Source organism: Pantoea sp. ICBG 985, assembly GCF_002928365.1.
Lineage (GTDB): Bacteria > Pseudomonadota > Gammaproteobacteria > Enterobacterales > Enterobacteriaceae > Pantoea > Pantoea dispersa.
This window is the reverse complement of the sequence record NZ_POWM01000001.1, coordinates 396,747-409,120: the sequence shown is the minus strand read 5'-3', so window position 1 is coordinate 409,120 and position 12,374 is coordinate 396,747. Positions and strand designations below refer to the sequence as shown.

Below are 12,374 nucleotides of genomic sequence, written 5' to 3'. Positions count from 1 at the left end.
AATTATTTCAAGGGAGATGAAGATTGATTTTATGGTGCTCCTGACCAGGCATTAACGATTAATCCTGCGCCGGAAATAAACAGAATGACGTCTATCAGCACGGCAAATTGTGTGACTGACAGTCTCTGGACTATCACCTTCGTGCTCAGGGTGCCCAGCATAATGCCACTGCCCACTAACACACCGGTGAGCACAATCTGCATTGAGAGCGCCTGCTGGAAGGCGAACGTACTGACCTTGCTGAAATATAACAGCAAGGCACTCGATGCTTCCGTGCCAATAAATGCGCCACGACTCAATCCATAGGCGGTAAAAATCAGCACGCTCACCGGTCCGGTGGAGAGAACCAGTCCGGTCAGAAAACCCACCACGCCACCACAAAACCCTAACTGCTTTATCGAGAGCGTCCAGTGACTGTTTTTCAGGTTGCGTCTGACCAAAATCATCACCCAGAAAAACAGACCCAGCGCGCCATCAATGATCCAGGCAGGTAAAGAGAGCAGCACATGCGCGCCTAACGACGCAGCTGGCACGCCAGGCAGGCTATAGGCCAGAGTGGCGCGCCAGTCGATTTCACGCCACCAGACCGCGATGCGCGAGAGATTTCCCAGGATTGCGGCGATAGCCATGACCGGCATCGCCACTCTGGGGCCGAAATTGCTGACCATCAGCGGCAGCAGCAGTAACGAAGAACCGGTGCCGATGATGCCACTCAGCGCTCCGGAGAGGATCGCGATCAGCGTCACAAATAGATAATCACCCACTGACTTTCCTCATTTTCAACGGCAAAGCACGCATCTTAATCAGGGCAATTCGATCATAATATCGATAAATATTGCCCACTCCTGATACTAAAAGTCACAGATGAAAAAACGTAACCTGCCGCCGTTGAATGCATTGCGGCTGTTCGAAACGGCCGCGCACGCCAACAGCCTGAGTGACGCGGCTGAGGAATTAGGGATGACTCACGGTGCCGTTAGCCGTCAGATCAAATTGCTTGAAGAGTGGCTGGGACAACCGTTATTTGAACGTCAGGGACAGCGCAGCGTGGCGGCGGAACATGCCCGGGCTTTTGCCGCAGAGATCAGCACCGCTTTTGACATCATCAGCGATGCCGCAGTGCGCTTTGGCAAAACACCCAACACCCGCACGATACGCGTCAATGCGCAAACCACCTTTGCGATGCACTGGTTGATCCCGCGCCTGCCGGCATTCCACAGCCAATATCCCGACATTGAAATCTCGGTATCCACCTCAAACAGTTCGGAGTTGAAAGGGCTATCTGGCTTTGACGTATTGATTCGCCGGGATGCGCTGAACAAACCTGAATGGCGTTACTTTGAGAAGAAAGCGTTATTTGAGGAAAAGCTCACCCTGATTGCCGCGCCGAAACTGTTAGCCACAAAAGCGCTGAACACCCCTGCAGACCTGGCGACCCACGTTGTCGTGTTATCCAGTACGCGGTCAGGCGAGTGGGAACGGTGGATGAAGCAGGCTGGCGTCGGCGAGGTGCGTCCGGAACGTTTTCAGCGATTCGAACACAATTATATCAGCCTGCAGGCGATTATTGATGGCGTCGGTGTGGGTATCGGTGGAATACAAATGCTGGGACATGATTTGCAGGGCAACCGGCTTGTCACCCCGTTAGCTGTTGAGGCGAAGGGAAGCCGCTACGTGGCGTTAATTGCGCCTGACGTGGATAAATCATCGTCGCTAAACCGCTTTGTCGCATGGCTGGAACGGGAAGCATCCGCTTAATACCCGCCTGGTCGCTGCCAGAGGGGTATGTCGGGGCTTTTTCGGCAGGCACTACGGTGCGGACTCCACCACTTCCTGGCGCGGACGGAATACATGATCGCTGCCCTGCGCCAGCAAACGCTGCAGCAGCTGCTGGCCGCCGCGATCGTCCGCCTGGGCAAACAGCCGCTCGGCTTCGGTGATCGGCGTCGCCCACAGCAGATTGGGCCGATCGCCGTCGCGCTTCGGCAGCCGCAGTTGCGCGTTTTCGCCCGCCAGCCCGTTGGCCAGCAGGAAGCTTTCAAAGCCGACCGGCGCAACTTCCGACGCCAGCGTGTGCCCTTCGCCAATCCACGTCAGCCGCGCCCACGGCAGATGAGCAAACTCCGCCAGCGCGCTGGCCATCTGTACCGCGTTGGCCTCGGTCATCACTTCGCCATCCACCGCCATCGCCAGCTCTACACGCCGGTACTGCGGTGCCAGCTCATCAAACAGATAATCCACCTGCGGCATCGGCCGGATACTCATGCCGAGCGTGAAGAAATACCACACGCCGTTATGCCAGTGCTGCGAAATCGCCATCGGCGGCCAGTTGCCCTGATCGATGGCGTAATATTTTACCGACTCACCAAACTGCGCCTGGTAACGCTGCAGCAGCTCGCTCTGCACGCGATCCCACTGCTGGCCATCGTGCCAGTCACGCCAGAAATGACGCTGCTGTTCGGCGCGCGCGTAGTAATCGTTGGTGGAGGCTGAACCGAGCGGCGCGGTGAGACGGTTCTCCTTGATGCAGCCCGACGAGAAGCTGACCTGCTTGTCCTGATACAGGCTCCAGCCGGGGATTACCGCCAGCAGCTGGCCGTAATACCACAGCGCGGCACCGTCGTCGCTGGGCTCCCACAGAATCTGCAGGCCGGCCGGATCGAGCATCGGCTCCGCTTCCAGCGTGCGGCAATAGCTGGCGCTGAGCAGCGGCGCAATACCCTGCTCCATCGCTTCGCGATCTTCCTGCGCCGGTGCCGGCAGCAGATTGCGCAACCAGCAGCCGCGCACGGCGTACTGACTGCGGAACAGGTCGTTCGGCCAGATATAAAAATAGGCGGTACGCGCATCCTGTTCGACGATGGCGGTTAAAGTGTGTTGCTGATTCGGCACCTCAGCAATCAGAGGTTGGTGTGTCATAACGCCTCGACAATGCCTGGAGGGATCCATTTTCCCCGAGAATAGAGCAGGATCGGCACTCGCGCCATGTGACACAAGGGTAAAACTCTCAAAGTGCGCCAGGCCATCGTTCAGCCCGGCTTAAGAATAGCGGGGGCAGCGGCGGCGAAGCTTCAGATTTTTTTGCGATTCTTTTACCGCTTCGCATGCTATTGTCAGCGCACTCTTCTGTTGCGGAGCTGTCGTCATGGTGCTGCAAACCCTCGATCTCAATCTGCGCGAAATCGTGATTCTCGCCCTGCTGCTGTGGCTGTTTGTCCGCTATACGTGGGTGATGGCAGCCCTGACGCTGATCGTCGGTGCCATCGCGCTGCTGGTGCTGCTGCCGCTGGATATCTACTACACGCTGGTGCCGCTGGCGCTACTGGGCGTTGGCCTGGGCATGCTGCTGCATCACTATCAGCAGCGCCAGCTCCTGCTGAAACGCGAGGCGCGCACGCCGCGTAGCTATACCAGCAAGCAGGATGAATTTCACCTGTAACGCGGATCGCGCCCCATGCGCTGCATGGCACGCGCCCAGGCGCCACGCTGGATTGACCAGCGCAACAGGGCGGCAATCAACGCGATCTGCTTATCAATCCGCCATTGCGCCACTGGCCCGATCGGCTGTTGCATCAGCTGTTGCGCCCAGTCGGGCAGCAGACCACAGCCAGCCCGCAGCATGACGCGCATCGCCGGTTTCGCCTGCCAGCTGGGTGCTGGCGCATTAAGCAGCAGCTGCATCACTTCGTGAGTGCGCGCATCGTAAACCAGCTCTGCCCGCATCGCCTGTAAATAGGCCTCAACCGCCTCTACGCTTTTCGGCACCTGCTGCGCACCAAGCGCTTCCGCTACCCGCGCCGCTTCGGCGTAATAACGATCGCGATCGGCGAGGCTGAGCTGCGGATTTTTGTAGCGCAGATGCGCGGTCAGGAAGCGGCTGGTTTCTGCAACGTGCACCCAGGTGAGCAGATGCGGATCGCTGGCGGCATAGGGTTTACCGGTGTTATCAATGCCGGTGACGCGCAGATGGATGCGTTTGACCCGCTCAATCAGGGTATGCGCATCGGCGGTGTTGCCGAAGGTGGTGACCGCGATGAACTGGCTGGTGCGCCGCAGCCGGCCAAGCATGTCCTGGCGGAAACTGGAGTGATCCCACACGCCCGCCAGCGCCGCCGGATGCAGCATCTGTAGCATCAGCGCGCTGATGCCGCCGCACAGCATCGCGGGAAAGTCGCCGTGCACCTGCCAGATGATGTGGTCAGGGCCGAACAGGCCGGGATCGCCCGGCGGTTGAGAGATGTCAAATTCGTTGAGCGACAGGCCGTTAAGGCGAAAGACCTGCTGTTCGATGCGGTGGCGGAGATTCATTTGTTCGTTCTTGCGCTAATGACCTTTCCCTCACCCCAGCCCTCTCCCGCGCGCGGGAGAGGGGGCAGTCCGCTGAAGCGGGCAGGTCAGAGGATAATATCCGCTAAAAGTCGGTTTGATCGGTTCCCTCTCCCGCCGGGAGAGGGTTAGGGTGAGGGAAACCAGGATAACAAACCCTCAATTACAAATAATCGAACTGCGCATCCTGGGTTCTGACCGAATCCAGACCGATCATCACGTTGAATTTGCCCGGCTCGGCGACGTGCTGCATCTTCTGATTCCAGAACTTCAGCGCATCGACATCAATCTTAAAGCGCACGGTCTGCGACTCGCCGGCCTTCAGCATAATGCGCTGGAAGCCGCGCAGCTCCTGCACCGGACGGCTGATACTGGCAACCGGATCGTTCAGGTACAGCTGCACCACCGTGGCACCATCGCGTTTGCCGGTATTCGTCACCGTCACGCTGGCTTCCACCGTGCCGTTACGCGGCATGGTTGGTGCAGACATCTTCACCGGCGACACGCTGAACTGGGTATAGCTCAAACCGTAACCAAACGGATAGAGCGGACCGTTGACCGCGTCGTAATAGTGCGAGGTGTACTTGTTCGGCTTCTCGAAATTGTACGGACGGCCGGTTGGCAAATGATTGTAATAAATCGGAATCTGTCCGACCGAGCGCGGGAATGACACCGGCAGTTTGCCCGATGGGTTGTAATCACCGAACAGCACATCGGCGATGGCGTTCCCGCCCTCGGTACCGCTGAACCAGGTCTCCAGCATCGCATCCGCCATGCGGTCCTCATTTACCAGCGCCAGCGGACGGCCATTCATCAGCACAATCACCAGCGGTTTCCCGGTGGCTTTCAGGGCCGCCAGCAGCTTCTGCTGGCTCGGCGGGATCACCAGATCGCTGCGGCTCGACGCTTCATGCGCCATGCCCTGCGCCTCGCCCACTGCCGCCACTACCACGTCCGCTTTTTTCGCCTGCGCGACCGCTTCGTCAATCAGCTGCTGCGGCGAACGGGCATCGACACTGACCGCCTGCTCATACAGGTTGAGGAAGTTCTGGATACCTTTGTTATCGGAAATATTGGCCCCTTTGGCATACAGCACGGTGCCTTTGCCGGCCATGGCGCTGCGCATGCCCTGCAGCAGCGAGACAGATTGCTTCGCCACGCCCGCAGCCGACCAGCTACCCATGATATCGCGCTGGCTATCGGCCAGCGGTCCCACCAGCGCCACGGTGGCCTCTTTCTTCAGCGGCAGGGTTTCATGCCAGTTTTTCAGCAGCACCATACTGCGGCGCGCCACGTCGCGCGCTTCCGCCCGGTGCAGGCGGCTTTCCGCATTGGTGTCCTGCGGATCGCTGCCTTTCGGTCCGAGATGGCTGTACGGATCGTTGAACAGGCCCATGTCATATTTAACGTTGAGCACGTGACGGGCCGCATCGTCGATTTCCGCCATGCTCACCGCGCCGCTTTTCACCAGTCCCGGCAGGTATTTGCTGTAATACTCGTCGCTCATACTCATGTCGATGCCGGATTTCAGCGCAATACGCACGGCATCCTGCGGATCGCTGGCGACGCCGTGTTTGATTAACTCTTTGATGGCACCGTGATCGCTGATGGTGATGCCTTTGAATTTCCAGTCGTTGCGCAGAATATCTTTCAGCAGCCAGCTGTCGGCGGTGGCCGGGGTGCCGTTCAGCGAGTTGAGCGCCACCATCACGCCGCCGCTGCCGGCATCCAGCGAAGCTTTATACGGCGGCAGATAATCCTGGAACAGGCGCTGCGGGCTCATGTCGACGGTGTTGTAATCGCGACCGCCTTCCACTGCGCCGTAAGCTGCAAAGTGCTTAACGCTGGTCATGATGGCGTAGCGGTCGGCGGCGCTCTTGCCCTGCATGGCTTTGACCATCGCACTGCCCATCTGCGAGGTGAGGTAGGTATCCTCGCCAAATCCTTCAGAGCCGCGGCCCCAGCGCGGTTCGCGCGACACATCCACCATCGGCGCCCAGGTCATGTTGAGGCCATCGTCTGCCGCTTCATAGGCGGAGATGCGTCCCACTTCGCTAACGGCTTGCAGATCCCAGCTGGCGGCGAGGCCGAGCGGGATCGGGAAAATGGTGCGCTGGCCGTGCACCACGTCATAAGCAAAGAACAGCGGCACCTTCAGGCGGCTGAGCTGCATCACCTGATCCTGCATGGCGCGGATATCCGGACGCGTTACCGTATTGAAAATCGCCCCGACCTGGCCGTGCTGAATCATGTCGCGAATCGCCTCTTTTGGCGTATCCGGACCGACGCTGATCAGGCGCATCTGCCCAATCTTTTCATCCAGCGTCATTTTGCTCAGCAGCTGATTAACAAAGGCGTCGCGCGCCTGTTCCGTCATTGGATGGGGGCCGAACAGGTCATCCGCAAACGCGGGTTGCACGGCAAGGGAAACAGCGAGGCTAACAGAGTAAATCCATTTCATCAGGTCGGGTTCTCTTAAGTAACTGCGCAATATCGAAATAACCGGGGCAGTGTGCCACAAGATGAGGATAGCAGGTAGCCGCCATTGTCACACTGCGCCCCCGTGGCCGACGCGTGCTACAGTAGAAACGCCACGTTAACGACAAGGATAGGCTAATGAATAACAACACCTCACACCCTGCCCTGCTGTCCGAGCTGCGCCGTCTGGTCGGCGCATCACAGCTGCTGACCGACGCGGAGCAGACCGCGCGCTATCGTAAGGGTTTCCGTTCCGGCGAGGGCGATGCGCTGGCGGTGGTTTTCCCCGGCTCGCTGCTGGAGCTATGGCGCGTGCTGCAGGCGCTGGTACAGGCCGATGCCATCGTGCTGATGCAGGCCGCCAATACCGGCCTGACCGAAGGTTCAACGCCCAACGGCAACGATTACGATCGCCCGGTGGTGATCATCAGTACCCTGCGTCTCGACAAACTGCAGCTGATCGACGGCGGCAGGCAGATTCTCGCCTTCCCCGGCAGCACGCTGTATCAGCTGGAGAAAACCCTTAAACCGCTCGGGCGCGAGCCGCACTCGGTGATTGGCTCCTCGTGCATCGGCGCCTCGGTGCTGGGCGGCATCTGCAATAACTCCGGCGGCTCGCTGATCAAACGCGGCCCGGCCTACAGCGAAATGGCGCTGTTTGCGCAGGTGGACGCCGACGGCAAGCTTCGGCTGGTCAACCATCTGGGCATCGACCTCGGTCATTCGCCGGAAGAGATTCTCGGCCGGCTGGACGACGAGCGCTGGCAGCCGGATGATGTGCGCTGGGATGCGCGCCACGCGTCCGACCACGAATACGCCGAGCGGGTGCGGGACATTCACGCCGATACGCCGGCGCGTTTCAACGCCGACCAGCGGCGCCTGTTTGAGGCGTCAGGCTGCGCCGGCAAACTGGCGGTGTTTGCCGTGCGGCTCGACACCTTCCCCACCGAGCCAAAGCAGCAGGTGTTTTACATTGGCACCAACGACCCGGCGACGCTCGGCGAGCTGCGTCGCCACATGCTGGCGGAGTTTACCCATTTACCGGTCGCCGGTGAGTACATGCACCGCGATATTTTCGACATCGCCGAGGTCTACGGCAAAGACACCTTTGTGATGATTGATAAACTCGGCACCGACAAGATGCCACTGTTTTTCACCCTCAAAGGCCGGGTGGATGCCTGGCTCAGCAAGCTGAGCTTCGTTAAGCCGCACCTGACCGATCGCCTGCTGCAACGCATCAGCCGCTGGTTCCCGGCGCACCTGCCGAAGCGCCTGAAGCAGTATCGTGACAAATACGAGCACCACCTGATGCTGAAGATGTCTGGCGACGGCGTGGCCGAAGCGCAGGCGTATCTGCAGGAGTATTTCCGCGAAGGCGGCGGTGAGTTCTTTGCCTGCGACGCCAAAGAGGGCGCGCACGCTTTTCTGCATCGTTTTGCCGCAGCCGGTGCCGCCGTGCGTTATCACGCGGTGCACGCTGACGAAGTGGAGGATATTCTGGCGCTGGACATTGCGCTGCGCCGCAACGATCAGGAGTGGTTTGAGCGCCTGCCGCCGGAGTTTGATAACGATCTGATTCATCGCCTTTACTACGGCCACTTCTTCTGCCATGTGTTCCATCAGGATTACATTGTGAAGAAAGGCGTAGATGCCCATGCGCTGAAGGAGAAGATGCTGGCGATCCTCGCGGCGCGCGGCGCGGAGTATCCGGCAGAGCATAACGTTGGCCATCTGTATGCGGCCAAACCGCAGCTGCAGGCGTTTTATCGCCAGCTCGATCCGACCAATACCTTTAACCCGGGCATCGGGAAAACCAGTAAGCACAAAGGCTGGGCGGTGAAAGCCTGAGTCAGATCTGCCGGACCCGTAGCGGCGCGATTTATCGCGCGGGTTTGCTGCATCAGAGGCAAACCTTAGCGCAATGAATTGCGCCGCTACGGTCTCATGCCATTATGGCAACGCTTCACCTTCATTCTGCGTCGCCGGCAGCGCGCGGCGTTCGATAATCATGGTCTGTGGCGTCGACAGCACGATGCCCTCTTTGCGCAGGCGCGTCAGGATATCGAACAGCAAATCGCTTTTCGCACCGGAAATCTGGCGCTGGCTGGCGACGTTGCCGGTCACGCTCAGCACAATACCCGCCGGCGTCAAATCTTTAAACGAAACCGACGGCTCCGGCGTTTCGAGAATACGCTCGTTTTCGCGATACACGTCCAGCAACAGTTCGCGCACCTGCACCGGATCGATATCCAGCGGGAAGGTCAGCTGAATCGTCACCACGCCCTGCGCGTTGCCCATGGTGGCGTTACGCACGTTCTGCGAAATCAGCTGCGAGTTCGGCACGATCACCGTGGATTTATCGCCCAGCTGAATCTCAGTCGCACGCACGTTAATACGGCGTATATCCCCTTCGATGCCGCTGATGCTCACCAGATCGCCGACCTTCACCGGACGTTCGGTCAGCAGGATCAGACCGGAGATAAAGTTCTTCACGATCTCCTGTAAGCCGAAACCGATACCCACCGACAGGGCGCTGACGATCCACGCCAGCTTGTTCCACTGCAGCCCCATAATCGACAGCGTCAGCAGGATAATCAGCACGTAGCCGATATTGCTGAACAGCGTCACCAGCGACACGCGCATGCCGATGTCCATGGTGGTCTTCGGCAGGAACTCTTTGTCCAGCCAGCGCCGCACCGAGCGCAGCACGTAGATACCCACCACCAGACACAGAATGGCGTTCACCATGTGCGCCGGCACAATGTTGAGCGACTCCAGCCCTTTGCCACCCCAGAACTCAATGACTTTCTGGATCAGCTCAATCGGCGTGGACGAGGCAAACGTGCCGTTGAGCAGCGCCAGCGCGACAAATGCCACCAGCAGAGTTTTACCCACGGCGCTGAGCAGTGTTGCAGCCTGCTGCAGGTAGCGCTCGTCAATATTCAGCGAGGTCTGCAACCGCTTGCCGGTCGCGTTGTTGGTGGAGAACAGGCTTTCACAACCGTCGTTGATCAGATGACTGAGGAAGTAGAACGAGCCAAACAGGATGCCGCACCAGATCACTTCATAGCTGAGGAAGCGCGCCAGCGTGACGTAGCCGACAATCAGCGAAACCAGAATCGCCACGGCGGTGACCGTCAGCGCCAGCTGCACCAGGCCGACGATGGTCGGACGCGCTTCCGGCGGATTGCCGGCCTGCGCCATGCGACGACGCACGCGATTGGTGCGCATGCTGATCGCCAGCCCGGTGCTGCCAATCAGCAGCGCCGTCAGGCCGTTGGCAAAAATGGTGGTGTTCAGGCTGGTGCCGACCGTGTAGTTAAACGACTCGGCGGTCTGGAAGATAAACACCAGCGCGGCGGTAATCGGCGGGAACGGCTTCAGCGCCAGCGCCACTTCACTGGAGATGCTCGGCAGACGCCAGCTCGGGCGGCGCGTTGACAGAAATGCGCGGCCGAGACCGGCGATCAGTCCGCAGTAAACGCTGAGCTGCACCAGACGGCTGATAAAATCCTGCACGTCGCTGGACACTTCATCGCGGCGCACAAACGCCAGCGAGAGAAAATTAAAGGTCAGCACCACGGCCGCCAGCGTAGTCAGCGCAATCGCCGCCGCGAGGAAGCTGCGGCGCAGCCGCCCTTCCGGCAGTTTGTGAATGCTGACCCACGCCAGAAACTCTTCGCTGTAACGCCGGCCCAGCGTCATCACCAGCAGCGCCGCCAGCAGCCAGCCGACCGTGCCCACGCGCCAGCCCGGCTCCCACGACAGCGCGGCGGTATCCTGCAGCTCGCTGATAAAGTCGCCAATTTTTTCGCCATCCAGGTCCTGACGGCTGAACAGCGGTGACCAGAAGCGTGGCCCTAAAATACTGCCGGAGTTGAGCGCCAGCTGGCTTTTCAGCTGATCGCGCCGCAGGTTGACGATCTGCGAGGATAGCACCAGCGCCCCGTTTTTGATGCCGTCGGCCTGCTTGATCTGATCATCCAGTTTGCCCTTCTGATTCTCCAGCGCGGCGCGTTTGCGCGTCACTTCCGGCGTCTCTTTCACGCCGCTGTCCGCCTTCGGCGCCGGGCCGAGCACCGCCAGCTGCGCATCCAGCTGCTGACGCTGCGGAATCAGCGCCTGGCCGAGGGTTTCCGCATTACCTGACAGCTCCAGCGCCATCTCATTGAGCTGGTTGAGCTGGTTTTCATTGGTATCGCCAGACACCTGGCCCTTAATTTTGTCGAGGATTTTCTGCATCTTCGGCAGTTCAACCGCCGGATTGACCTTCGGTGCCGCGTCTTCTTCCTGCTGCGCGGGCGCGGCGTTGTCATCCGCATAGCTGAGCGCCGGCGTGAATAACACCAGCAGCAGCAGGAACGGGGTAAACAGAGAACGAAACTTGAACATATGAGTGAGATTCCAGCGCAATAACAGCCTGTAAACGCAAGGTTAACCGTGAATGGTCGCCAGTGTAGGACTTTGCCGTCAGGGAAACTATAGGAATGGTGGCGTAAAACATTGGTGCTAACGATAAGAAATTTTGTTCATTTAAGCGCCGTTGACCGTCAGTCACGCGCCACCCCGGCACACGGCGCACTCCCTTGCGCCGCTACGCTGAGTAACGGGTTGCGTTACTCCACGTCCGCACTGCTGGCAAGCTGTGACGCTTTCTGCTTTTTGTACGCCAGCGCGGCCGCCGGCACCGGCGCCGCCTTGCCGGTTTCCAGCCAGTCGCGCAGGCGGTTGGCATCGGCAAAGTGGGTATATTTGCCAAACGCATCCAGCACCACCAGCGCCACCGGGCGGTTATTAATCATGGTACGCATTATCAGGCAGTGACCGGCCTCGTCGGTGTAACCGGTTTTGGTCAGCTGAATGCGCCAGTCATTTTTGTACACCAGATGGTTAGTATTGCGGAACGGCAGCGCGTAGCTGGGGTGTTTAAACACCGCCGTCTCCTCTTTGGTGGTGCTCAGTTGACCAATCAGCGGATACTGGCGCGTGGCCCTGAGCAGCTTCACCAGATCTTCCGCACTGGAGACGTTGTGCAGCGACAGACCGGTCGGCTCTACGTAGTGGGTGTGCGTCATGCCGAGCGCGCGCGCTTTGGCGTTCATGGCGCGGATAAAGGCGTCGTAACCGCCGGGATAGTGATGCGCCAGGCTGGCCGCCGCGCGGTTTTCCGAGGACATCAGCGCCAGCAGCAGCATGTTGCGGCGGCTGATTTCACTGTTGAGCTTCACGCGCGAGAATACGCCCCGCATTTCGGGCGTCTGGCTGATATCCACCGACAGCATTTCGTCCATCGGCAGCCGGGCATCCAGCACCACCATCGCGGTCATCACTTTGGTGATCGACGCGATAGGCCGCACCCGATCCGGATGGCTGGAAAACAGCACTTTGTTATTATCGAGATCGACAATCAGCGCGCTGCCGGAGGCGATTTGCGGCTGGGCAATCGGCGCCAGATCGGACAGTTTTGCTGCGGCGGCGAGCGCCGGAGTCATCGCAGCTGGCGCGGCGACAAACAGCGCCAGCGACAGCAAAGAAATACGCATTTTTACAGACATCGTGTCAAAAAAATC

At 59.4% G+C, this 12,374-nt stretch carries 9 protein-coding genes; 3 read left to right on the top strand and 6 right to left on the bottom strand.

Annotated elements, in window-relative coordinates; genetic code table 11:
* Positions 1 to 29: 29 nt before the first annotated feature.
* A complete protein-coding gene (locus C1Y42_RS02060) occupies positions 30 to 764 on the bottom strand; it encodes a sulfite exporter TauE/SafE family protein (RefSeq protein WP_104092726.1) in 735 nt (244 codons plus the stop codon).
* Positions 765 to 864: 100 nt separating this feature from the next.
* On the opposite strand from C1Y42_RS02060, the gene C1Y42_RS02055 reads away from it, so the two are divergent.
* On the top strand, positions 865 to 1,758 hold the full coding sequence (locus C1Y42_RS02055; protein WP_104092725.1) for a LysR substrate-binding domain-containing protein: 894 nt from the start codon (positions 865 to 867) through the stop codon (positions 1,756 to 1,758).
* Positions 1,759 to 1,809: 51 nt separating this feature from the next.
* Here the strand turns inward: C1Y42_RS02055 and C1Y42_RS02050 are convergent, their stop codons facing one another.
* Positions 1,810 to 2,919: a suppressor of fused domain protein gene (locus C1Y42_RS02050; RefSeq protein ID WP_104092724.1), complete on the bottom strand. Its 1,110-nt coding sequence runs from the start codon at positions 2,917 to 2,919 to the stop codon at positions 1,810 to 1,812.
* 226 nt (positions 2,920 to 3,145) lie between these two features.
* Between C1Y42_RS02050 and C1Y42_RS02045 the strand changes: the two genes are divergently transcribed.
* On the top strand, positions 3,146 to 3,439 hold the full coding sequence (locus tag C1Y42_RS02045) for a hypothetical protein (protein ID WP_058757834.1): 294 nt from the start codon (positions 3,146 to 3,148) through the stop codon (positions 3,437 to 3,439).
* On the opposite strand, the gene C1Y42_RS02040 is transcribed toward C1Y42_RS02045, so the two are convergent.
* Positions 3,430 to 4,308 carry an oxygenase MpaB family protein gene (locus C1Y42_RS02040; protein ID WP_104092723.1) on the bottom strand — a complete coding sequence of 293 codons (879 nt, stop codon included), beginning with the start codon at positions 4,306 to 4,308 and terminating at the stop codon, positions 3,430 to 3,432. The two genes, C1Y42_RS02045 and C1Y42_RS02040, sit on opposite strands and share 10 nt — an antisense overlap.
* Before the next feature lie 181 nt (positions 4,309 to 4,489).
* On the bottom strand, positions 4,490 to 6,787 hold the full coding sequence (bglX, locus tag C1Y42_RS02035) for a beta-glucosidase BglX (RefSeq protein WP_031279874.1): 2,298 nt from the start codon (positions 6,785 to 6,787) through the stop codon (positions 4,490 to 4,492).
* 155 nt (positions 6,788 to 6,942) lie between these two features.
* Here bglX and dld point away from each other — a divergent pair, with 155 nt between their 5' ends.
* Positions 6,943 to 8,652 (top strand): D-lactate dehydrogenase, encoded by a 1,710-nt coding sequence (gene dld, locus C1Y42_RS02030; RefSeq protein ID WP_104092722.1) that lies wholly within the window; start codon positions 6,943 to 6,945, stop codon positions 8,650 to 8,652.
* 102 nt (positions 8,653 to 8,754) lie between these two features.
* Here dld and C1Y42_RS02025 read toward each other — a convergent pair whose 3' ends face one another.
* Both C1Y42_RS02025 and pbpG read right to left on the bottom strand, forming a co-directional pair.
* Positions 8,755 to 11,196 carry a DUF3772 domain-containing protein gene (locus C1Y42_RS02025; protein WP_058775310.1) on the bottom strand — a complete coding sequence of 814 codons (2,442 nt, stop codon included), beginning with the start codon at positions 11,194 to 11,196 and terminating at the stop codon, positions 8,755 to 8,757.
* Between the two features lie 224 nt (positions 11,197 to 11,420).
* Positions 11,421 to 12,359, bottom strand: a complete 939-nt coding sequence (gene pbpG / locus C1Y42_RS02020; protein WP_021508474.1) for a D-alanyl-D-alanine endopeptidase — start codon at positions 12,357 to 12,359, stop codon at positions 11,421 to 11,423.
* Positions 12,360 to 12,374 lie beyond the last annotated feature (15 nt).